Origin of the sequence: Methylobacterium aquaticum, from assembly GCF_001043915.1 — a bacterium.
Classification (GTDB): Bacteria; Pseudomonadota; Alphaproteobacteria; order Rhizobiales; family Beijerinckiaceae; genus Methylobacterium; species Methylobacterium aquaticum.
In genome coordinates, this window is sequence record NZ_LABX01000139.1 from 1 (window position 1) to 20740 (window position 20740).

Sequence of the window (20740 nt, forward strand, 5' to 3'; positions counted from 1 at the left end):
TCGATGCCGTTCAATCCGGGTTGAAACGTGCGGTCGAGGTGGTTCTTCGACCAGAGGGGTCGAAGGGCTTTGTTCTCCTGCCGAAACGATGGCGGGTCGAGCAGAGCATTGGCGTTCTCACGGGCTCGCGCCGCCTCAAGGTCGACTATGAAACGTTGCTCCACGTCTCGGCCGGTGCGATGCTTTTTGCATCAATCGGGCGGATGCTCGCATCAATCACTATGAGTTAACTCTTTCCTAACGGACTCTCAGGAACTGGCGGAAGCCCATCGCCGACCTGACGATGCCGAACACCGGCTCGACGGTCTGCTTGCGCAGCCGGTACAGAGCTTTGGCCGGTTCGGTGTTCATCGTGGCCTGCATCGCCAGCCTCCAGGGTTCCTTGACCGCACGGTCGGGCTTTGGCTCGGCCGGCGGTGGCCGGAAGTCGTAGGGGCGCTCCCCCTGCATCGCTTTGATCGCCACCAGGAGCTCGATGCCCCGGGCCTTCAGGGCCTCGACCGGCGCCCGGCCGGCAAAGCCTGCGTCGGCCAGAACCGTCCGGGGCAACCCGATCCTGGCCTCCATCGCCAGGATGGTCGCCGCGAAGGTCGGCTGGTCGCCGGGGCTGGTCGCCATGCCGGTCGCCACGATCAACTGGCTGCCTTCGGCATCGACCACGGCCTGGGCGTTGTAGGCTTGGCGGTATTCGTGCCGGGCGGACTTGCGCATCAAGGCGCTGTCGGGGTCGGTCAGGTTGCTCTGCCGCTCGGGCGCGGGCGGCGGCCCGTTGCCGTCTGGTCCGTCGTCCGGCGGCACCGGCGGCTTGCCGCGGCGCCCCGTCTTGGCCGCATAGGCCGCCTGCTTGGCCTCATGCTCGGCCTTGGCCTGCCCGTGCGCGGCGCGGGCCTCGGCCTCCAGCCGGGCGCAGGCGGCGTCGAGCTTGGCCTTCAGGGTCTCCCGCCGGGCCAGTTCCCGCGGCAGCGCCTGCGGATCGGGCGCGTCCTCGGCATCGGCCGCCTCGGCTCGGGCCGTCAGCGCCGCGATGTCGGCCGCGAGCTTGGCTCGCAGCTCCTGCATCCGGTCGTAGCGCACCGAACGGATCTTCGAGGCGTTGGCGTCGATCTTGGTGCCGTCGATCGACACCGTGCCGAGTTTCAGGAGCCCACTCTCGCGCGCCAGCAGCAGCACTTGCAGGAACGCCGCCTCGAAGGCGCGAGCGTTGTCCCGGCGGAACGCCGCGATCGTGTCGTGATCGGGATGCTGGTCGGCAGCGACGAACCGCACGCCGATGTCGCGGTAGGTGGCCCGTTCGAGGCGCCGCGACGAGAAGATGCCATTGGCATAGCCGTAGATCAGCAGGCCGAGCATCAGCCGGGGATGGTACTGGGCCTTACCCGTGCCGCGATGGTTGATCTTGAATGCGTCGAGCGGGACGCGTTCGACGGCGGCGATGACGAAGTGGGCCAGATCGTCATTGGGCACCCAGTCCGCGAGGTCGGGCGGGAGGAGGAACCGCTGCTCGCGGCTGTAGGATCGCAGGACGGCCATGGCCGCACTCTACGCCGACCGGGCCGGAAGCGCCTTCCAAAACTGCTTGAACTCCTGCGAAGTCAACAGCTTATCAGCCCAGAGCGACGAGCGGAGAACGCGGCCAAATCCGACAGGCTGCTAGGATGTTGGTGACGTAGTCCAGCAAGCGCCGGCCGTTGGTGCCGCCCTCGAAGATCGCCGTGGCCGTCAGGCCGCTCATGCGCAAGGCGCCGTGACTGTGGTGGTCTTGTAGTGCCCGTACGGTATCGCCAGGCGACAGCGCTGGCCGCGCGGGACCCATCCGTAGCGACGCGCCATCCGGGTTGAGGCCGCCGTCTCATTGATGAACACCAGACGGTCCGGATCGAGGTCGAGTTGACCCTCGAATCACGCCTGGCGGGCCACTGCTACATCCGGCCGGTCCTGCTCGGCGGGGTGGAGAGCCCCTTTTTTGCGTGTGATGCGATGGCGGGCCAGGAAGCGCGACAGGCTGCTGGTGCTGGTGGCGACGCCCTGCCCAGCCAAGGCGTCGCGCAGTTGGCCGCCGGTGTCAGTCAGCACGCGGCGCTTGCGCCCGACCACAGGCCGGGGAGGGATCCCTAAACCATTACACTATGTCCGAATGAATCTCTGGTAGTCACCGCTGCATTTTATAATATCTATCTTCCACTTTTGCATTTCCAATTGAGCAATTATAAGTATAAAGAAAAATAATATCAATTATTATAAAATCACAAGATATTCCTGAACTAGAATCTTCATAGTCCGGTTGGAACTTCAATTTATTATTTTAAATTTTTCATATTATATTTATGCTTCCGCTGTCTCGTCCATTAGAACTGAATTTTATACCAGCATTATTATTAAAACAAATTTCCAAGAAATTGTCATGGCCATTTTTTATTTTTATTGGCGTATAAACAAGATTCTAACAACCAATAAAGCCGCATACTTGTTTTTCCACATGTTTCCTATCTAAAGATTTGGTTGAAAATTTTTAAACATAAATATCAAAAAAATCAACAAAACATATGTTTTTCTGGTATAAATGCTTTTTTAATTATCTTAATCTCTCTCATATTTCAAGTACAATTAGAAAAATATAATACCAAAAATCAAGACCTATCTGGTGTTGTGGCAACTAATTTCGACGGAAAACGGGCTTAGAGGGTCTAACAGAACCTAGTTCTTGAACAATGCAGGCCGCGCGTGCGACCAGCATTGCGTCGCCGGGTGCCAGGATTCCGCGGGATATACAGGGTGTCCTCCAGATCGACGTGGGCGTGACCGCCGAGGATCATCGCCTGCGTGACCATCTGGGGTCGGTGCCGCGACATCCCGAACGCGAACCAGATTGAGCCCGCGGGCCCGGCCTTGCGCAGGGCGCCCGGATCACTCGCGGGCGATCACCGCGTCAAGCCAGGGGCAGTTCGGCACGTTGACCGGGGCCCGCACGCCGCGGGCGGCCGCGGACAGGCGCATCTCGCGCAGGCGGGCGCGCTGCTCCGGCTCCATGTACAGTCGCTCGTGGCCCCAGAAGCTCGGCCCGTCATGGGTCTCGTGCGCTTCCCAGGTCGCCGGCTCGATCTCACGCCCGCCCCAGCCGTACTCGACGAAGAACCCGGACGGCGTGTGTGAGTAGAAGGAGGTCATGTGATCGTTGGTGTGACGCCCGAGCGTATAGGCGACACGATCATCCTCCAGCTGTGCCAGGTCGTACCCCTGGCCAACGTCGTCGAGGCTGTAGAGCTCGACCATGAAGTGATGGAGGCCGAGCTTTCCGGATCCGACCATGGCGAAGCTGTGGTGGCGATCATTGATATGGAAGAAGTACAGCTTGTACGGCTTGACGCCGTAATCGCTGATCCGGAACCCAAGCAGGTCGCGGTAGAACGGCAGCAAGGGTTCGACGTCCACCACGTTCAGGACGACGTGACCCATGCCGAGTGCGCCGGTCTTGAAACCTGAGATCGGTCGTCCGGGCTGGAAGGGATCGCTGGCGATTGCCGGCCCGTGGAAGACCTCGATGCGGTTCCCGGCCGGGTCGTGGAACACGATCAGGTCCCGCACGTGCCGCTCGTCAGCCAGGCGGCGCGAGCCGCGGCGCACCGCGACCTTGTGGGCATCGAGTTTCGCCGCGACGGCATCGAGCGCCCGCGCATCCGCGACCTCCCAGCCCAGGAAGTTGAGGCCTTCCCCCTCGTCGCCGGTCACCACCAGGCGCTGCTTGCGATCATCCATGCGGAACGCCCGCACGGCCCCGCCTTGGTCGACAGGCTGCATGCCGAGCAGCCGCGTTGCGTAAGCGTTCCAGTCGTCCAGCTTCGTCGAGCGGACGCCGATGTAGCCGAGAGCCGTCAATCCTGCATCCATCGCTGGTCTCCTTGCCGCCTGGAGAGTGCCGCCTGCGAAGAGGCGGCACCCGGGAAGGGGGCTGCTTGCCGGTGCTCAGGCCTCGGCGACCACGGGATTGCGCAGGACGCCGATCTGGCTGATCTCGACCTCGACGACGTCGCCGGCGCGCATGAACAGCTGGGGCTTGCGCTTGACGCCGACCCCGCCCGGCGTGCCGGACACGATGACGTCCCCGGGCAGCAGCGGCAGGATCGTCGAGATGTAGGCGATCTGCTCCGGGATCGCCGTGATCATCAGGTCGGTGGTGGTGTGCTGGACGACCTGACCATTCAGGCGCGTCTCGAGGGTCAGGCGCGACGGGTCGGGGATCTCGTCGGCGGTCACCAGCCAGGGGCCGAAGCCGCCCGTCCCCGCGAAGGTCTTGCCAGCCAGGAACTGGCTGGTGTGGCGCTGCCAGTCGCGCACGCTGCCCTCGTTGTAGCAGGCATAGCCGGCGATGTGGCTGAGCGCGTCGGCGGCTGCGATGTGGCGGCCGCCCCTGCCGATGACGACGGCGAGTTCCCCCTCGTAATCGAACTCGTCCGAGACCGCCGGCTTAACCAACGGCTGCCCATGACCGACCTGGCTGCCGGCGAAGCGCGCGAACAAAGTCGGCTTCTCCGTCAAGGTCCGGCCGGTCTCTGCGACGTGGTCGCGGTAGTTGAGGCCGATGCAGATGATCTTGTCCGGGTTCTGGATCACCGGCGCCAGCGTGAGGCCCTCCCAGGATAGATCCGGCGCCGCGTCCTGCGTCTCGCGCTCCACCTGCGCCAGCCCGTCCGCCGCCAGGACGTCCCGCAGCGTCGGCCACGTTGTTCCGTAGCGCTGGCCCAGGTCGACGACACCGTTCGCCTTGACCAGGCCGTAGGTCGACTTGCCGTCGCGGTAGAAGGATACAAGCTTCATGGTTCTCTCCGGTTGTTGCGATCCCGAGGACGCTCAGATGGCCTGAGCCAGGGCGTCCAGTTCTTGGATGGACCGGGCGGCCCCGAGCACGTAGCGGTCGGGCCGCACCAGCACGGCGGCCGCTCCCGTCTGCCGCAGCCATGCCCGCTGTTCCGGGGCCTCGTCAGCGACGATCACGACGTCCCGCGCGGCTAAAAGCTCGCGGATGCGGGGCGGCATCGTCTCGGCCAGTTCGGGCTCGACCAGAGCCGCGAAACGGTAACCGACCCGATCGTCGAGGCGGCTTCCATCGGCGAGGAGCGGCTGCGGCGCGATCTGGCCGGCCGGCTCGTCCCAGCCTCCCGTCAGCACCCGCTTCAGGGTCGGCTTGAGCGAACTCATCCGCGCCGCCTCTCCCCCGGGGAGCGCGCTCTCGGGCAGGGCCGCCGCCATGGCCTTGGTGTTGATCAGGCCGCCGAGCCGCACCGCCAGTTCGATGTATTCCCGCACATGCGGGCAACGCTCTTCCTGGTAGGTGTCGAGCAGGCCATCGTCGGCTTGACCGCGCAGGACACGGGCGAGCTTCCAGGCGAGGTTTCCGGCATCCCGCATGCCCGCGCACATCCCCTGACCGAGGAAGGGGGGCGTCAGGTGGGCCGAGTCGCCCGCGATCAGCAGGCGCCCGGCGCGCCAAACGGGGGCGAGGGCGGAGTGGAACGTATAGAGCGCGGCGCGCTCCAACTCGACGTCCTCAGAGGTCACCCAGGGCTGCAGCAGCGCATAGACTGCCGCCGGCTGCGTCAGCGTCGGTCCGTCCTCGTGGGGCAGAACGGCGATCTCCCAGCGGCGGCGATCACCCGTCCCCCGGACATAGGTGGCCGGTCGGCGTGTGCTGCAATGCTGGATGCTGTAATCGCCGAGATCGGGACGGGGACGTTTCAGGATCGCATCTATCACCAGCCACCGCTCGTGAAAGCCGAGATCCTCCATCGGCCTGCCGATCAGCCGGCGGATCAGGGAGCGTGCCCCGTCGCAGCCGACGACGTAGTTCGCGCGCAACCGGCCGAGACGCGCCGTCGCGAGATCCTCGTAGGCGACCTCGATGCCAGCCGATGCCTCCTCGACCGCGAACACCTCGGTGCGCAGACGCACCGTGACCGTCGGCCAGCGGGCGAGACCGGAGCGCAGGACGCGTTCCAGATCCGGCTGGTGGAAGCGGTAGCTGAAGTGCCACGCCTGGGGACCAATGCCCTGCGGGCGCGACCAGTCGAGAAGGAGTCGTCCGGCGTCGTCGATGAACTTCATGCCCGGGGAGACATGGACGAGGGACTGCATCGCGTCGGCGAGCCCGACCGTCTGGAACAGCCGCATTACTTCGTCGTCGAAATGAACGGCGCGGGGAAGTGCGTAGATCTCAGCCTCGCGTTCAAGGACCACGCAGCTGACACCTTGCAAGCCGAGCAGGTTGGCAAGCATCGCACCGACCGGACCGCAGCCGATGATCGCAACCTCGACTTGCTCTGTAGCTTCCCGAGAAGCGTCGTTCGGCGCCATGCGCCTCCTCCTACTGACACCGCGTTGCATCCGGCTGATGTGGGACACTTTTCACGTTGACAGGACGGTACGCAAAGCCGTTGTTCGAGATGTCCACCTAGCGGGCAGCGCCGATGCAACCGAAGGCAAGCCGATCGTTCGCGCGGGGTCTGGCCGTGCTCGAAGCCCTCAACCGCCTCGGCAGCGCGACGGCACTCATGCTGGCCAAGGAGTCGAAGGTCCCGCGGGCGACGGTCTACCGCCTGCTGCAGACGCTGCTCGATCTCGGATATGTCCGGCGTAGCCCGGGCGACGACCGCTATCAGTTGAGCCTCAAGATACGCGGCTTGTCGGAGGGCTTCGAGGACGAGCACTGGATCTCGGCCGTGGCCGCTCCGGTCCTGCTCGACTTGACGAAGTCGATCTCGTGGCCTTGCGACGTGTCGACGCTCGAAGGCATCCGAATGATCATCCGCGACACGACGCACCGCGTCGCCCCTTTGTCGATCGACCGGAACATGGTCGGCCGGGAGTTGCCGCTTCTGGGTAGCTCCGCCGGCCTGGCCTACATCGCGTTCACCTCGGCGGCGGAGCGCACCACGCTCCTCAGCCTGTTGGCCAGGTCCGAAGATCCGGCGGATGCCCCGGCGCGGGATACCGCTTATGCCGAGCGCGTCATCGCGGCGACGCAGCGTCTCGGCTACGGCCTCAGGCAAGGAGGACCGATCTGGCCGCATTCCGGCGCGATGGCCCTGCCGATCATGGACGGCGACCGGGTGCTCGGCTGCATCAGCGCGATCTGGATGGCGCGGGTGATCGGCCACGACGAGGGCGTCGAGCGCTGCCTCGCGCCCCTGCGAGGAGCCAAGGCCACCATCGAGGCCCGGCTGACGGCAGGGGCCAATCAGGACGCGGGTCTGTCCACCAGCCGGGCAGATTGAAAACGCTGCTCGTCCGGCGAGCAAGCCTCCTCCTACAACCGATCCGCTGCAGCCAGCATGACGATGTCTGCCTGGAAAAAACGCCGCGGTCGACGAATCGCCGCGCAGCGAAAGCTTGGAGGAAGCGCACCAATGTCAGGAACAGATGCAGCGTCCCACATCGGCCGCCCGAAGGCGCTCAACCGTGCGCAATGGCGCGTTGTCGCCTTGGCAAGCCTCGGCGGCTCGCTCGAATATTACGATTTCATCATATACGGGATTTTTGCTCAGTACATCGCGAAGCAATTCTTCCCGGCGACCGATCCGTACGTTTCGCTGATCCTCTCGTTCTCCGTGCTGGCGTTGGGTTTTCTCGCGCGGCCAATCGGCGGCATCGTCCTGAGTTGGATCGGTGACCGCTATGGCCGGAGACCTGTGTTCCTGGGCTCGCTCTTCGCAACGACGGCGGCGACGATCCTGATCGGCTTGCTTCCATCCTATGAGAGCTGGGGGCTTGCCGCGCCGTTGCTGCTCATCGCGCTGCGCCTCGTCCAGGGGATCTGCCTGGGGGGCGAGTTGCCGGGCGCCTTGACCTACGCGGTGGAGGCAGCATCCGAGCGGGCCGGGCTCGCCTGCGGCATCATCATCTTGTGCGTCAATGTCGGTGTTCTCGTCGCCACCCTGGTCAATCTTGGCATTCAGCACGTCTTCGCACCGGCCGATGTCGCCGCGTACGGTTGGCGGATCGCGTTTCTCCTCGGTGGGCTGATCGGCTGCGTCAGCTACCTCCTGCGTCGCACTTTGGAGGAATCACCGGAATTCATCCGTATGCACTCGGTCGCGAGCAATCCGGCGGTCGAATTGCTTCGCGACCACGGCCGGGCCGTAGTGACCGCTGCCGCTGTCGTCGCTGTCGTCGGTGGTTTCAACGGCATGCTGTACGGCTTCGTGCCGGCCTACCTGGTTCAGTCCCTCCACTACAGCCCCGCCCTCGTCGCACAAGCCATGACGGCAGCGCTCCTGGTCAGTTCCGCCGGTCTGTTCGTCACCGGCTGGCTCGGCGACCGCCTGCCGAGACACCTCGTGCTGCGGGCCGGCGCGATCGTGCTGCTTCTCGTTCTGCCGATCTGGACCCTGATCGTGTCGGGCAGCGAGCACCTGGTGATGCTTCTTGGGCTGCTCTCGCTGGCATTCTCGATCTCGAGTGGCATCTGGCCGAGCATCGTCGCGACGATCTTTCCGACCCGCGTGAGGTTCAGCGGCATCGCGCTCTCGTACAACATATCCGTGACGCTTTTGTCGGGCTTCGCGCCCCTGGCGGCCTCGATGATGATCGAGCGAAGCGGCATCCTGATGGCGCCGGCTTACTACATCGCCTTCTGCACTCTGATTACCCTGGCGAGTACATTTGTTCTTCCAAGCTTCGGCCGCCCGACCGGGGCGTCCTATCGTCCTCGCACAGCGTGACGGGAAAGCGGCAGCGGAGAGCATTCCGCTGCCGCTTGTGAGACCAACATCGGACAACGCTGAACTCGAGTGACGTGCATCCGCCGTTGGCGCAAAGCATAAGCTCGCAGTCCGAGCCCATTCCGTCTACCAAGCGCCCGGCGTGCCGACGATTACTTGAGAGACAGGCGATCCAACTCTGCCTATCGACCCTGATGGCGCGGCTGCCAGCGCAGCAGGTAGGATTGCATGCGCTGGATCCCGGCCGACAGCACGATGCCGACGATCATCAGCACGAAGACCGCCACCATCATCCCGGCGGCCTCGCCGCGCGCCTCGGACTCAATGATCAGGCGTCCGATCCCGAACTCGGCGCCGATGAACTCGCCGACGATCACGCCGATCAGCGCGAACGACACCGCCGGGGTCAGCGAGGCGAAGACCCAGGCCATCGTCGAGGGAATGATGACGGTTCTGGTGATCTGCCACTCCGAGGCGCCGAGCAGCCGCGAGGCGTTGACGTAGTCGGGATCGACCGAGCGCGCGCCCTCGAAGGTGTTGAAGAACACGAGGAACACCACCACGATCCACGACGTCGCGATCTTCGAGGCGTCGCCGATGCCGAAGGCCAGGATGATGATCGGGGCGAGCGCGATCCGGGGGATCGAATTCACCGCGGTGACGAAGGGCGAGGCGATCTCGGCCAAGCGCGGCGAGCGGCCGAGCAGTAGACCGAGCACCACTCCACTCGTCACGCCGGTCAGGAAGCCGAACAAGGTGTTGCGCAACGTCACGAAGGTCGCGAACCACAGATTGTTCTCGTAGCGCGCAGTGCAGGCCGAGAACGCCGTCCCGCCGGGCATCGCCCACTCGCCGGGCTTCGGATGCAGGCAGCTCAGACGCAGGAACTGCGCGAAGATTTCCGAGGGTCGCGACACGAAGTAGGGATCGAACAGGTCCGGCACCGCCCAGGGCGCGTAGGGCTTGAGGCTCCAGGCCCACTGCCACAGTGCGAGCAGGACGACGACGATCCCGATCTGCCAGGCGAGGGTGGCGAGCGGCCGGCTCATGGCAAGGTACTCATGACGTCCTCGCTTTCTTGAACTCTTCGCCGAGTGCGTGCCAAATCCGTGAGAACAGGACGGCGTATTCGGGCGTCTCGCGCATGGCGACGCCGTCGCGCGGGCGGGGGAACGGTACCTCGAAGCTGTCCTTGATCCGCCCCGGCCGGGCGGAAAACAGGATGATCCGGTCCGAGAGGGTGAGTGCCTCGCCGAGATCGTGGGTGACGAACAGCACCGTTTGCTTCTCGCGCTCCCAGATCTTGAGCAGTACGTCGTGCATGTCGAGCTTGGTGTGGGTGTCGAGGGCGCCGAACGGCTCGTCCATCAGCAGGATCTCGGGCTCGCGCACGAGTGTGCGCATCAGCGAGGCGCGCTGCCGCATGCCGCCGGAGAGCGAGGCCGGATAGGCCGCCTCGAAGCCGGTGAGCCCGACCCGGGCCACCGCCCGGGCGACGCGCTCGCGCCGCTCCGCCTTGCTCAAGCCGGCCAGCTCCAGGCCGTAGCCGATATTGTCGGCCACACTCCGCCAGGGGAACAGCGTGTCCTTCTGGTAGACGTAGCCGACCTGCGGCGTGGTCCGGCCCGGCACGACCGCCTTACCGTCGATCAGGATCGTGCCGTCGGTCGGGGCGAGCAGGGTCGCGATCATGTTGAGCACCGTGCTCTTGCCGGAGCCCGAGGGACCGAGCAGCGACACGAACTCGCCCTGGCGCACGGTGAACGAGACGTCCTCGACCGCATCGATCCGGCGTCCGTTCAGGGCGAAGGATTTCGAGAGGCCCCGCACGTCGACGCGCACGGGGGCAAGCGCCGCTCTGGCCGGGGGGTCGGCGAGGGCCAGCATCAGGCCGGGTACTTCGCGGCGGCGGCCTCGGCGAAGCGCGCCGCGTAGACGGCCTCGAGCGGCAGCCGCTGCACGCCGGTCATCTCGCGGAACCACACCTTGGCGCCGCGATCGAACGCGGCTTGGTCGATCAGGCCGGTCGGGTTGCCGACCGCCTTGGTCCCCCTGATTTCGATCAGGTTCGACTCGCGCGAGGTCGAGCCGACGAAGGGCTCGATGGCGCCGTAGATCTCCTCCGGCTCGTGCTTGTCGACCCATTGCGCCGCGCGCATCAACGCGTTGGTCCAGGCCTGGACGAGGGCGGGATCGCGGTCGATGCGCGATTGCAGGCAGTAATTGACCGTCACCGGCACCGTGCCGCCAATCACGGAGTCCCAATTGCGCGGATCGGAGCCGTCGTAGAGCAGCTTGCCGTAGCCCTGGCGCTCGACCTCGCCGACGAGCGAGTAGGTGTTGATGAGGACGTCGACCTGCCGGGTCTTCAGCGAACCGAGCATCGTGTCGACGTTGCCGACGCCGAGCCACGTGACCATGCCGTCGTAGCCGAGCTTTTCCATGAAGTAGGTCGACCAGACGTGGGTCGTGCCGCCGATCGACGAGACACCGACGAGGGGCTTTCGTCCGTCCGGACGCTTCCAGGCGACGAACTTGGCGAGGTCGGTGATGCCTTGCGCGTAGAGATCGGCCCGGATCATGAACTGTAGGCCGGCGGCGATGCGGTCGACGGCGGTGAGCGCCTTGCACGGGCGCCCCTTGTTGGTCAGCAGCATCGGATGGACGAAGTCGGCGAGAGCGAAGTCGCCCTGGCCCGAGGCGATGATCTCCCGGGTCTTCACACCGGATCCGCCCTGGACGAGGCGGCTGTCGAGGCCCTCGTCCTTGAAGTAGCCGAGGCCCTGGGCGGCGAACACCACCATGTAGCTGCAGGTCGCGACCGGATAGATGCCCTTGGCGGCGGTCGCCGCGCGGGCCGCGCGCGATCCGGCAAGGACCGCACTCGCGCCGAGCGCCGTCACGACGGTGCGCCGGGTCAGGATGGACACCTTCGGAAGGGATGTCAGGGGGGACGTCATGACTCACGGTCTCCCGGTCGAGAGTGGAGGGAACGTCGGGCCGTCAGCCCGAGAGGCGGTCGAGCGCGGCCAGCACGGCATCTCCCATTGCGGCGGTGGAGACCGGGGAGCGCCCCGGCTCTGCGATGTCGGCCGTGCGGGCGCCGCGCCCGAGAGCATCACCGACCGCCCGCTCCAGCAGGATTGCGTCGTCGGACCGCCCGAGGGACAGGCGCAGCATCATCGCGACGCTCAGGATCGACCCGAGCGGGTTGGCGATGCCCCGCCCGGCGATGTCGGGCGCCGAGCCGTGCACCGGCTCGTAGAGAGCCGGGCGCCGTCCCTGAGGGTCGGCCGGCCCGAGAGAGGCCGAGGGCAGCATTCCGAGCGAACCTGCCGCCATCGCGGCGCAGTCCGACAGGATGTCGCCGAAGATGTTGTCGGTCACCATGACGTCGAACTGGCTCGGCGCCCGCACGATCTGCATCGCGGCGTTGTCAACGTACATGTGGGACAGCTCGACGTCCGGGAATTCCTCGGCGTGGAGCGCGATCACCTCCTCGCGCCACAGCACGCTCGCCTCCATCACGTTGGCCTTGTCGACCGAGCAGAGCCGGCCGCGCCGACTGCGGGCGAGTTCGAAGGCGAAGCGGGCCACTCGCCGGATTTCCTCCGTGGTGTAGCTGTTGGTGTTGAAGCCGCGTCGGCTGCCGTCGGGCCGGGTCTCGATCCCGCGCGGCTCACCGAAATAGATGCCGCTCGACAATTCGCGCACGATCACGAAGTCGACACCTTCCAAGACGCGTTCCTTCAACGGGGCGGATTCGGAGAGGGCCGGATCGGTCACGATCGGGCGCAGGTTGGCGTAGAGGTCGAGAGAGCGGCGCAGCTTGAGCAGGCTGCCCTCACGCCGTGCCTCCGGCGGCACCTCGGCGGTCTCAGGGCCACCGGTGGCGCCGAACAGGATCGCGTCGGCGCCCGCGATCGCCGCGCGTGTCTCCGGCGGGATCACCTTGCCGGTGCGGCGGTAGGCTTCGAGCCCGAAATCCGCCTCCTCGACCGCGATCGGCAGGCGTCGGCGCTCGGAGAACCACGCGAGCACGCGGCTCGCCTGCGCCGTGACCTCCGGCCCGATGCCCTCGCCGCCGATCACCGCGACGCGCATCGTGTTGGTCCCGCTCATGCCGCGTCTCCCGCAAGATCTCTCGCCGCGTACACCCAGGGCCGTGCCTGCCGATCCCGCTCCTGGAAGCGGGTGATCGCATCGGCCTGCCGGAGCGTCGTGCCGATCTCGTCGAGCCCCTGCAGCAGCGCCTCGCGCCGCCGCGCCTCGACCGTGAAGGGGAAGTGCTTGCCCGAGGGCGAGACGACGACGCGCTCCTCGAGATCGACCGTGACCTTGCCGGCGCCCTGGCTCTCCTCGACCTCGCGGGCGAGGCCGGCGACCGTCGCCTCGTCGAGGACGACCGGCAGGATGCCGTTCTGGAAGCAGTTGTTGAAGAAGATGTCGCCGAAGCTCGGGGCGATGACGCAGGCGACGCCACGCTCTTGGAGCGACCACACCGCGCCCTCGCGCGAGGAGCCGCAGCCGAAGTTGCGCCCGCCCAGGATGATCTGCGCCTCGCGGTAGGGCGGCCTGTTGAGGATGAAGTCGGGATCCTCCGAGCCGTCGGCGCGGTAGCGCAGCGCACCGAAGCACCAGGGCGCGAGCGTGCCGCGGATGCCGTTGCCGACCAGTCGCTCGATGCGGATGATCACGTCGGTGTCGATGTTCTCGATCAGGATCGGCGCTGCCACGGCCTCAAGACGGGTGAAGCGGTTCATCCGTCCCTCCTGACGTCGGCGATGGCGCCGGCGAGGGCGGCCGCCGCGGCCATCGCGGGGCTCGCCAGATGGGTGCGCGCGCGGGGCCCCTGACGGCCGACGAAGTTGCGGTTCGACGTCGAGACCGAGCGCTGCCCGGCCGGCACGACCTCGCCGTTGGCGGCCAGACACATCGAGCAGCCCGGCTCGCGCCACTCGAATCCGGCCTCGACGAACACCCGGTCGAGCCCCTCGGCCTCCGCCTCGCGCTTGACGATCTCGGAGCCCGGCACGACCCAAGCGCGCACCCCGTCCGCCACCCGCCCGCCGCGGGCGACGTCCGCCGCCTCGCGCAGGTCCGACAGGCGACCGTTGGTGCACGACCCGATGAACACCCAGTCGACCGGGGTGCCGACGATCGGACCACCCGGGGAGAGACCCATATAGTCGAGGGCTGCCGCCATCGCGCGGGCCCGGGTCGGGTCAGGCTCGGCCGCGGGATCGGGGATCAGGCCGTCGACCGGGACGACATGCTCGGGGCTGGTGCCCCAGGTCACCTGGGGGGCGACTAGCGCGACGTCGATCACGACCTCGCGGTCGAAGACGGCATCCGCGTCGCTGGCGAGTTCGCGCCAGGCCGCGACCGCCCGGTCCCACGCCTCTCCCCGCGGGGCGTAAGGTTTCCCCTGCAGGTAGGCGAAGGTGGTGTCGTCGGGCGCCACCATGCCGATCTTGGCACCGAGCTCGATCGACAGGTTGCAGATGGTGAGCCGGCCCTCGACCGGCATCGCCCTGATCGCCGAACCGCCATATTCCACCGCGTAGCCGGTGCCGCCGGCCGCGCCGATGACGCCGATCAGGTGCAGGATCAAGTCCTTCGGCAGTACGCCGGGCGCAGTCGCGCCCTCGAAGCGAACCCGCATGGTCTTCGGCCGGCGCTGGACCAGGGTCTGCGTCGCCAGCACGTGCGACAGCTCCGACGAGCCGATCCCGAAGGCGAGCGCGCCGAGGCCGCCATGGGTGCAGGTGTGGCTGTCGCCGCAGACGATCAGCGTGCCCGGCAGGCTCAGGCCCAGCTCCGGCCCGATGACGTGGACAATGCCCTGGCCGCGCTCGCCGACGTCGAACAGGCGGATGCCGGCGTCTCGCGTCTCGGCCCGCAGGGCGCGGAGCAGGTTCCAGCCGGTCTCGGTGGTACCGGCCCGGCCGGCAGCGCTGGAGATCGCGTGGTCGGGCGTCGCGAACGTGAGGTGCGGGCTGTGCACCGAGAGGCCGCGTTGCTTGAGGTCAAGCAGGCCGCGCGAGCCGCCGAGGTCGTGGAGGAGGTGCCGGTCGACGTGCAGAAGCACGGCGCCGTCGCCGAGGTCGCTAACGACGTGCTCGTCCCAGATCTTCGCGAACAGCGTTCTCGCTGCCTGCGGGGTCGCTGCCATGGCGTGTCCTCCCCCGCGGGGCGTTTCGCCCCGTCGGATGCGCGCCCTCTCAGTCGGAGGGCTGCGGTGGCGATGACCCTAGGGACAGCCCTCCGCCGCGCGAAGCGCCGGTTGGGCATGCCGCCGTCGCGTTTGGAGATGGCTGCGACAGGTAGGTGATCAAGCGGCGCGCCGGACGTGACAGGCTAGCGTGGTCGCGCAGTCCGATGTTGAGCGGGCGCATCCGCCAGGGATCTTCAAGCGTGAGTGCGGTCAGCCCCGTCCGCCGCATTTGCCCTTGCAAGACCTGGCGCGGCACGATGCCGATACCGAGGCCGTTCTCGATGATGCGCAGCTGGCCCTCGAAGCTGCCGACCCGGACCCGGACCCGGACCTCGCCGCCGAGATCCTCGGCAGCGCGCCGGCACAGGGTCTCGATCGATGAACCCCGTTCCAGGCAAACGAAGTCATAGTCGAGGAGATCCGCGAAGGCGATCGAGGCGCGCCCCGACAGGACATGGCCAGGCGGCAATACGACGACGAGTTCGTCGCGCCGGTAGGGCATGATCTGCAGCCCCGGTGCCGGAATGTTGCCGCCGAAGATTCCGAGATCGGCCTGATTGCTGGCGACCCGCTGCACGATCTCCGGGCTGATGCCCTCCTCGAGGTCGATCCGGATCAGGGGATGCAGGGCGAGGAAGCCGGCGAGCTCCATCGGCAGCGATTCCATGATCGCCGACTTGTTCGCCGAGACCCGGATCAGGCCGCGCAAGCCGCTGGCAAAATCGCGAAGCTCGGCATCCATGACGGCGACGCTGCCGCGGATGGTGCGGGCGTGATGGAGGAGGGCCGTACCGGCCTCGGTCAGGTCGATGCCCTTGGAGTGGCGCACCAGGAGCTCCGTGCCGAGCAAAGCCTCGAGTTCCGAGAGGCGCCGGCTGATGGCGGAGGCCGCGATATGGGCGCGCTCGGCCGCAGCCGCGATGCTCTGCTCCTCGACGACGGCGATGAAGAGTTCGAGCGTGAAGAGGTCGTAGCGGAGCATGGGCCGTCCGGGGGACCGTCGAGGATTCTGCGTGGGAGCAGCGGATTGAACATCACGCCGCCATGGCGCGGGTGGAGCGCACGCCAAATATGGCGACAAGATCGCGCTTTGGCCTAGACCTATTCACGCAAGCTCGTCTTCCCCGTCTCCCCGGAGTGGTTCGAGACCAGGTCGAGCGGTTTCGGCGCAGCCTCGCCGGGCAGGAAATAAGCGTGAGCGTGCGCAGACCTATGCAGCGTCGTGTTCTGAACCGCGATGGCGTTCGTGGTGGTGAGGCTCCCGAGCACCCTAAACGGGAAATGCTGGGAACGGGATCACCCTGACCCAGGTCTGCCCCCGGCATCGAGGGCACGGTAGATGTTCCTCAGAGCCCCACCACGAGCTTCCGGTCCTTGCCGGATAGGAAATCGACGCCGTGGCGCAGCAGCGGGACGACACTGATCTGGACCAGCGCCACCGGGAACACCGTCCATGTCGCATCGGTGAAACACTTCTCGTCATGATGTCATCGAGTACGGCAAGCATCATGCCCTCCGCGCCGCGATTGTTTGCTTCGCCACGGCGTCAGAGCAATTTGCGACGAAGTGGATACCGGTTCGTCGTCGAAAATGCGACCAAATCAAAGAGCGAGAGAAGCGTCGCGATGGCAACGCGATCGTGAAGCACTCTAGTAGAAACGCTCAGGTTCATGACGTGAGTGCTCGCAACCCGAGTTTGAACTCGCAATCAAGTGACAGCGTTTGCAAGCGGTCCAGATCGGTTGCGATAGCATGTGCGGCAATTGGAGCGAATTATGTGTCTCTATCCGCTGGAAAATCAGTAAATAATATTGATGTATGACATGTTTTATACCCTCGCACCTTGGTATCGACACGTCGATGCCAAGGCGTCCGGCGCCTCAGCGCCGACGCCGTTCGGGCTTGCCTTGCGCCTTCGGACGGGTCCGGTCGAAGGCGCGGCGGTATCATGATTCCGCAATGACGGGGTTGCGAAGGACGCCGATGCCTGTGATCTCGACCTCGGCGACATCGCCCGGGCGCATGTATAGCGGCGGAATCCGCTTCGCCCCCACGCCGCCGGGCGTGCCCGACACGATGACGTCGCCCGGTAATAGTGGCAGGATCGCCGAGATATATGCGATCTGCTCGGCGACCGGGGTAATCATCAGGTCGGTGGTGGCGCGCTGCACGACCTGACCGTTCAGGCGCGTCTCAAGAGTTAAGCGCGACGGGTCGGGGATTTCGTCGGCGGTCACCAGCCAAGGACCGAAGCCACCGGTACCCGCGAAGGTCTTTCCGGCGAGGAACTGGCTGGTATGACGCTGCCAGTCCCGCACGCTGCCCTCGTTGTAGCAGGAATAGCCAGCAACGTGGTTGAGCGCGTCGGCGGCTGCGATGTGGCGTCCGCCCTTGCCGATCACGACGGCGAGTTCCCCTTCGTAATCGAACTCATCCGAGATCGCCGGCTTCACAAGCGGCTGCAGGTGACCGACTTGGCTGCCAGGAAAGCGCGCGAACAACGTCGGCTTCTCCGTCAGGGTCCGACCGGTCTCGGCGACGTGGTCGCGGTAATTGAGCCCGATGCAGATAATCTTGTCCGGGTTCGGGATCACCGGGGCGAGCGCGATATCGTCCCAGGCGAGATCCGGTGCGGTACCGCCGTAGAGCCGCTCGGCCTCGCCGAGGGACTCGGCCGCGAGGGCGTCCCGGAGGGTCGGCCAGGTGGTGCCGCAGCGCCGGCCGAGATCGACCACGCCGTCGCTCCGCGCGATGCCGTAGCCGGGCCGTCCGTCCTGGATGAATGAGACGAGCCTCATCGGGAAACTCCTGCACGTAATGGGAGGGGCGTTCTTCGGGGAAGGTTCGGGGTGCGGCCAGAGCGCTTCACGATCGCGTTGCCATCGCGAAGCTTCTCTAGATCTTTGATTTTGCCGCATTTTCTACGACGAACCGGTATCCACTTCGTCGGAAAATGCTCTATTCCCGACCGATGACGGAGTCGAGCCAGGCGCAAGTCGTTGGGTTCGGTACCCGGACCCCGCGCCGGGCCGCGTCGAGTCGCATCTCGCGCATGCGCGCGCGCTGAGCCTCCGGCAGGTGAAGGCGTTCGTGGCCCCACAGGCTCGGGCCGTCGAAGGTCTCGAACGGTTTCCAGGTCGCCGGGTCAATCACCTGCGCACCCCATCCGTACTCGACGAAGAATTCCGACGGGGTATGGGCGTAGAACGATGTCATGTGGTCGTTGGTGTGCCGCCCGAGCGTGTAGGCGACCCGCCCCTCCTCGAGCTGCGCGAGGTCGTAGCCCTGGCCAACGTCGTCCAGGCTCTGTAGCTCGACCATGAAGTGGTGAAAGCTTTTTTTGCCCGAGCCGACCATGGCGAAGCTGTGATGACGGCCGTTGATGTGGAAGAAGTAGAGTGGATACGGTGTCAGACCGTAATCAGTGACCTGGAAGCCGAGGATGTCGCGGTAGAACGGGAGCGCCTCGGCGATGTTGTCGACGTTGAGGACGACGTGGCCCATGCCGAGCGGGCCAGTCTTGAAGCCTGAGATCGGCCGGCCCGGCTGAAAGGGATCGCCGGCGATCTCCGGCGAATGGAAGATCTCAACCCGATGGCCGTTGGGATCGACGAAGCTGATGAGGTCGCCGACCCGGCGCTCGTCGGCGAGCGCCCGCGTCCCGCGGGCGACAGCGACGCCGTGGGCGTCCAGACGCGCGGCCATCCGCTCGAGGTCATCGTGGTCGTCGACCTCCCAACCGAGAAAGCCGAGGCCGTCGCTCTCAGCCGCCGTGACGACAAGCCGCTGCTTGCGGTCGTCCATCCGGAACGTGCGTAACGGTCCGCCGCGATCAACGGGCTGCATGCCGAGCAGGCCGGTGGCAAAGCCGCTCCAGTCGTCCAGGCGGGTCGACTGGATGCCGATATAGCCGAGCGTCTTCAGTGCCATGTCGCGTCTCCTCGGAATTTTAGAGGACGGAAGGTTCGTTGAGGCCCGCCGCGTCCCGGGGTCACGGCGTGATGCCCTCCGCGGCGAACACGCGCTCTGCCGCCTCGGAGGCGCGCAACTCGGCATAGAGCCGCGCGCAGCTCGGCGGGGCCGTGAGCCCGGCTCGGTCGATGGTCCAGAACAGGATGTAGAACAGGGCCGCGTCCGCGACGGTCCGGATATCCGCCAGGGGGCCGCCAGGCCCGATCTGACGCTCCACGATCGCGAGTCCGTCCTGCACGATGGCGCGTCCCTGGGCGCGGACGGCCTCGTGCCCGGCCGGATCCTCGACGAACTTGGCCGGCCGGAAGATCCGGGAGAAGCCCTGCATGTGCAGGGTCGCGACAAGGTACTCGGTCAGTTCGTCTGCCCGAAGCCGGTGCTCGGGATCGGTGGGCAAGAGGCCGGCCTCGGGAGCGGCGGCCGCGAGGTAGCGGGCGATGACCGGGAACTCGGTCAGGACGCAGCCGTCGTCGCGCCGGAGCACCGGCACCTTCGCCTTCGGATTGAGGGCGGTGAACCAGGGTTCGCGGTTCTCGCCCGCCCGGATGTCGACCCTGCGCCTCTCATAGGCGAGGCCGGTGCGCTCCAGCAGGAGGTGGATTCCGATCGAGCAAGCGCCGGGGGTGAAGTAGAGCGTCATCATGACGAACCTCCGTCAGGTTAGGACCGTCCCGGCCTCGACCGGGCGCCAGCGCAGGGCCCGGCGCTGCACGGCGACCAGGAGCCAATCGGCGGCGAGGACGAGGATGGCGACCAGGATGATGCCGGCATAGACGCCGGTCACGTCGGCGAGGTTGTAGGCGTGATGGATGAAGTGGCCGACGCCGTCCTCGGCGGCGAGGAATTCGCCGACCAGCGCCGCGTTGATCGCCCAGGGCAAAGCCGCACGGAGCGTAGCCCAGACGAAGGGCTGGGCGCTGTGCCAGTAGACCTCGCGGGCGATGGCGAGGCCGCCCGCGCCGAAGATTGCGACGGTTCGCACGAGGCCCGGGCCGACCGAGCGGATGCCCGCGAAGGTGGCGACGAAGACCAGGAAGAACGTCATCGCGCCGACGAGCACCACCTTGGCGCCGAGCCCGATGCCGAACCACAGGATCAGGATCGGGCTGAGGGCGAGCTTCGGGATCCCCACCGCTGCCCGGGCGAGCGGCTCGATGGCGGCGGTCGCCCGCGGCGACAGCTGAATCAGGAACGGCAGGACCATGCCGGGTACGGCTCCGAGGAGCAGGCCGCCGATCGCCTCGGCGAGCGTCACGCCAACCATCGGCAGCATCGTGCCGGAGCGGGCGAGGTCGGAGAGCCGCATCAGCGCGGCGGCTGGGGAGGCGACGAGATCGGGCATCGACCGCGCGCCGGCCTCCCAGACCGCGACGAGGACGAGGCCGACGGCACCGCGGGCGAGCATCAGCCAGGGGATGCGCAGGCGCGGTCGCGCCGACGCGAGGAGGCTCGGGCGGATCGGGTTCACGACGTCGGACATCAAACCTCCGCCCGGATGCGGCCGAAGAGGGAGGGAAACCCCGGCGCCGTCACGATGCTGTCGATGCAGCGCGGCCGCGGGATATCGATCGGGTGCTCGCCGCGGATCCGGGCCGGAGACTTCGTCAGCGTAAGGGTACGGTCGCCGAGCGCGATCGCCTCGGTCAGGTCGTGCGTCACGAACAGGATCGTCTTGCGCCCAGTCTCCCACAGGCGCAGCAAATCGACCTGGAGGTGCATGCGGGACTCCGCGTCGAGGGCGCCGAAGGGCTCGTCCATCAGGATCACCGGCGGATCGTAGGCCAGGGTGCGGATGATCGAGGCGCGCTTGCGCATGCCGCCGGACAGTTCGTGCGGGAAG

At 66.4% G+C, this 20740-nt stretch carries 18 protein-coding genes and 3 pseudogenes; 3 read left to right on the forward strand and 18 right to left on the reverse strand.

The features are described 5' to 3' along the window. Positions 1-230: pseudogene (locus tag VP06_RS35125) on the forward strand (IS5/IS1182 family transposase); the annotation flags it as partial. 22 nt (positions 231-252) lie between these two features. Here the strand turns inward: VP06_RS35125 and VP06_RS17965 are convergent. The 6 genes and pseudogenes from VP06_RS17965 to mhpA all read right to left on the reverse strand — a co-directional run. Then, positions 253-1530 (reverse strand): annotated as a pseudogene (locus tag VP06_RS17965) (IS1182 family transposase); the annotation flags it as partial. Positions 1531-1651: 121 nt separating this feature from the next. After that, positions 1652-2052, reverse strand: a pseudogene (locus VP06_RS38170) (transposase); the annotation flags it as partial. Positions 2053-2684: 632 nt separating this feature from the next. Continuing rightward, positions 2685-2894 carry a 3-keto-5-aminohexanoate cleavage protein gene (locus VP06_RS39025; protein WP_425350929.1) on the reverse strand — a complete coding sequence of 70 codons (210 nt, stop codon included), beginning with the start codon at positions 2892-2894 and terminating at the stop codon, positions 2685-2687. A 10-nt stretch (positions 2895-2904) separates the two neighbouring features. Further along, on the reverse strand, positions 2905-3885 hold the full coding sequence (locus VP06_RS17975) for a VOC family protein (protein WP_048465155.1): 981 nt from the start codon (positions 3883-3885) through the stop codon (positions 2905-2907). 75 nt (positions 3886-3960) lie between these two features. Continuing rightward, positions 3961-4812 (reverse strand): fumarylacetoacetate hydrolase family protein, encoded by an 852-nt coding sequence (locus VP06_RS17980; protein WP_048465156.1) that lies wholly within the window; start codon positions 4810-4812, stop codon positions 3961-3963. A gap of 33 nt (positions 4813-4845) precedes the next feature. Beyond that, complete coding sequence (gene mhpA, locus VP06_RS17985) at positions 4846-6345, reverse strand: bifunctional 3-(3-hydroxy-phenyl)propionate/3-hydroxycinnamic acid hydroxylase MhpA (protein ID WP_048465157.1); 1500 nt, start codon at positions 6343-6345, stop codon at positions 4846-4848. A gap of 113 nt (positions 6346-6458) precedes the next feature. Between mhpA and VP06_RS17990 the strand changes: the two genes are divergently transcribed. Next, positions 6459-7265, forward strand: a complete 807-nt coding sequence (locus VP06_RS17990) for a helix-turn-helix domain-containing protein (protein WP_048465158.1) — start codon at positions 6459-6461, stop codon at positions 7263-7265. A gap of 57 nt (positions 7266-7322) precedes the next feature. Beyond that, a complete protein-coding gene (locus tag VP06_RS17995; RefSeq protein WP_245291224.1) occupies positions 7323-8711 on the forward strand; it encodes an MFS transporter in 1389 nt (462 codons plus the stop codon). 182 nt (positions 8712-8893) lie between these two features. Here VP06_RS17995 and VP06_RS18000 read toward each other — a convergent pair whose 3' ends face one another. The 12 genes from VP06_RS18000 to VP06_RS38625 form a co-directional block, all read right to left on the reverse strand. Further along, positions 8894-9760 carry an ABC transporter permease gene (locus VP06_RS18000; RefSeq protein WP_048465160.1) on the reverse strand — a complete coding sequence of 289 codons (867 nt, stop codon included), beginning with the start codon at positions 9758-9760 and terminating at the stop codon, positions 8894-8896. A gap of 10 nt (positions 9761-9770) precedes the next feature. Next, positions 9771-10598 carry an ABC transporter ATP-binding protein gene (locus VP06_RS18005; RefSeq protein ID WP_048465161.1) on the reverse strand — a complete coding sequence of 276 codons (828 nt, stop codon included), beginning with the start codon at positions 10596-10598 and terminating at the stop codon, positions 9771-9773. Further along, positions 10598-11671: an ABC transporter substrate-binding protein gene (locus VP06_RS18010; RefSeq protein ID WP_048465162.1), complete on the reverse strand. Its 1074-nt coding sequence runs from the start codon at positions 11669-11671 to the stop codon at positions 10598-10600. The genes VP06_RS18005 and VP06_RS18010 overlap by 1 nt, the downstream gene beginning before the upstream one ends. 43 nt (positions 11672-11714) lie before the next feature. Further along, positions 11715-12833: a 3-isopropylmalate dehydrogenase gene (gene leuB / locus VP06_RS18015; RefSeq protein ID WP_048465163.1), complete on the reverse strand. Its 1119-nt coding sequence runs from the start codon at positions 12831-12833 to the stop codon at positions 11715-11717. Next, positions 12830-13474, reverse strand: a complete 645-nt coding sequence (gene leuD / locus VP06_RS18020; RefSeq protein WP_048465164.1) for a 3-isopropylmalate dehydratase small subunit — start codon at positions 13472-13474, stop codon at positions 12830-12832. The genes leuB and leuD overlap by 4 nt, the downstream gene beginning before the upstream one ends. After that, entirely contained in the window at positions 13471-14886 is a 1416-nt protein-coding gene (gene leuC / locus VP06_RS18025; protein ID WP_048465165.1) for a 3-isopropylmalate dehydratase large subunit, read from the reverse strand. The genes leuD and leuC overlap by 4 nt, the downstream gene beginning before the upstream one ends. A gap of 49 nt (positions 14887-14935) precedes the next feature. Continuing rightward, positions 14936-15910 (reverse strand): LysR substrate-binding domain-containing protein, encoded by a 975-nt coding sequence (locus tag VP06_RS18030; protein ID WP_053081898.1) that lies wholly within the window; start codon positions 15908-15910, stop codon positions 14936-14938. 964 nt (positions 15911-16874) lie between these two features. Continuing rightward, positions 16875-17726 (reverse strand): fumarylacetoacetate hydrolase family protein, encoded by an 852-nt coding sequence (locus VP06_RS18035; protein WP_048465166.1) that lies wholly within the window; start codon positions 17724-17726, stop codon positions 16875-16877. Between the two features lie 160 nt (positions 17727-17886). Next, on the reverse strand, positions 17887-18858 hold the full coding sequence (locus tag VP06_RS18040; RefSeq protein ID WP_048465167.1) for a VOC family protein: 972 nt from the start codon (positions 18856-18858) through the stop codon (positions 17887-17889). Between the two features lie 61 nt (positions 18859-18919). Further along, positions 18920-19543, reverse strand: a complete 624-nt coding sequence (locus VP06_RS18045; protein WP_048465168.1) for a glutathione S-transferase family protein — start codon at positions 19541-19543, stop codon at positions 18920-18922. Positions 19544-19555: 12 nt separating this feature from the next. Continuing rightward, positions 19556-20380, reverse strand: coding sequence for an ABC transporter permease (locus VP06_RS18050; protein WP_048465169.1), 825 nt, complete (start codon positions 20378-20380; stop codon positions 19556-19558). Beyond that, positions 20380-20740, reverse strand: a 361-nt coding sequence (locus VP06_RS38625) for an ATP-binding cassette domain-containing protein (protein ID WP_048465171.1), incomplete at its 5' end; no start/stop codon positions are given. The genes VP06_RS38625 and VP06_RS18050, both read right to left, overlap by 1 nt.

Excerpts from the sequence above, each read along its gene's own strand:
- leuB (WP_048465163.1), bottom strand. The coding sequence starts at position 12,833 with ATGAGCGGGACCAACACGATGCGCGTCGCGGTGATCGGCGGCGAGGGC.
- leuC (WP_048465165.1), bottom strand. The coding sequence starts at position 14,886 with ATGGCAGCGACCCCGCAGGCAGCGAGAACGCTGTTCGCGAAGATCTGG.
- VP06_RS17990 (WP_048465158.1), top strand. The coding sequence starts at position 6,459 with ATGCAACCGAAGGCAAGCCGATCGTTCGCGCGGGGTCTGGCCGTGCTC.
- VP06_RS18050 (WP_048465169.1), bottom strand. The coding sequence starts at position 20,380 with ATGTCCGACGTCGTGAACCCGATCCGCCCGAGCCTCCTCGCGTCGGCG.
- VP06_RS18035 (WP_048465166.1), bottom strand. The coding sequence starts at position 17,726 with ATGAGGCTCGTCTCATTCATCCAGGACGGACGGCCCGGCTACGGCATC.
- leuD (WP_048465164.1), bottom strand. The coding sequence starts at position 13,474 with ATGAACCGCTTCACCCGTCTTGAGGCCGTGGCAGCGCCGATCCTGATC.
- VP06_RS18040 (WP_048465167.1), bottom strand. The coding sequence starts at position 18,858 with ATGGCACTGAAGACGCTCGGCTATATCGGCATCCAGTCGACCCGCCTG.
- VP06_RS18030 (WP_053081898.1), bottom strand. The coding sequence starts at position 15,910 with ATGCTCCGCTACGACCTCTTCACGCTCGAACTCTTCATCGCCGTCGTC.
- VP06_RS17975 (WP_048465155.1), bottom strand. The coding sequence starts at position 3,885 with ATGGATGCAGGATTGACGGCTCTCGGCTACATCGGCGTCCGCTCGACG.
- VP06_RS17995 (WP_245291224.1), top strand. The coding sequence starts at position 7,323 with ATGACGATGTCTGCCTGGAAAAAACGCCGCGGTCGACGAATCGCCGCG.
- VP06_RS18045 (WP_048465168.1), bottom strand. The coding sequence starts at position 19,543 with ATGATGACGCTCTACTTCACCCCCGGCGCTTGCTCGATCGGAATCCAC.
- VP06_RS17980 (WP_048465156.1), bottom strand. The coding sequence starts at position 4,812 with ATGAAGCTTGTATCCTTCTACCGCGACGGCAAGTCGACCTACGGCCTG.
- mhpA (WP_048465157.1), bottom strand. The coding sequence starts at position 6,345 with ATGGCGCCGAACGACGCTTCTCGGGAAGCTACAGAGCAAGTCGAGGTT.
- VP06_RS18010 (WP_048465162.1), bottom strand. The coding sequence starts at position 11,671 with ATGACGTCCCCCCTGACATCCCTTCCGAAGGTGTCCATCCTGACCCGG.
- VP06_RS18005 (WP_048465161.1), bottom strand. The coding sequence starts at position 10,598 with ATGCTGGCCCTCGCCGACCCCCCGGCCAGAGCGGCGCTTGCCCCCGTG.
- VP06_RS18000 (WP_048465160.1), bottom strand. The coding sequence starts at position 9,760 with ATGAGCCGGCCGCTCGCCACCCTCGCCTGGCAGATCGGGATCGTCGTC.